Origin of the sequence: Psychrobacter sp. W2-37-MNA-CIBAN-0211 (assembly GCF_040309405.1) — a bacterium.
Classification (GTDB): domain Bacteria; phylum Pseudomonadota; class Gammaproteobacteria; order Pseudomonadales; family Moraxellaceae; genus Psychrobacter; species Psychrobacter glaciei.
The window spans coordinates 1-252 of the sequence record NZ_JBEOOU010000414.1; the positions used below are offsets into that span (position 1 = coordinate 1).

At 40.1% G+C, this 252-nt stretch carries 1 pseudogene; it reads right to left on the reverse strand.

The features are described from left to right. Positions 1–222 (reverse strand): annotated as a pseudogene (locus AAEY72_RS15695) (glutathione-dependent disulfide-bond oxidoreductase); the annotation flags it as partial. Positions 223–252: the final 30 nt, after the last annotated feature.

A 252-nucleotide genomic window follows, 5' to 3' on the forward strand; every position in this document is an offset into this window, starting at 1 on the left:
GTATTCCGCTTCTTTAATACCTAAAGCAAGCAGTTCTTCTAAAAGAATCGTCACTTTTTGTCCGTTTGGTGTGCCAAGGGAATAAAGCTGTAAAGAATGCTTACCTATTGGTAGTACTTTATTCGATCTTGCACCCGATTCTGGGCTATTGATGTTTGCCCACTTGTTACCACCATTGGTATTATTTACCCAAACGTTAGGTGGGGTGTATTCATTACTCATAAAATTTCCTCGTGGCAACCTGTCTAAGGT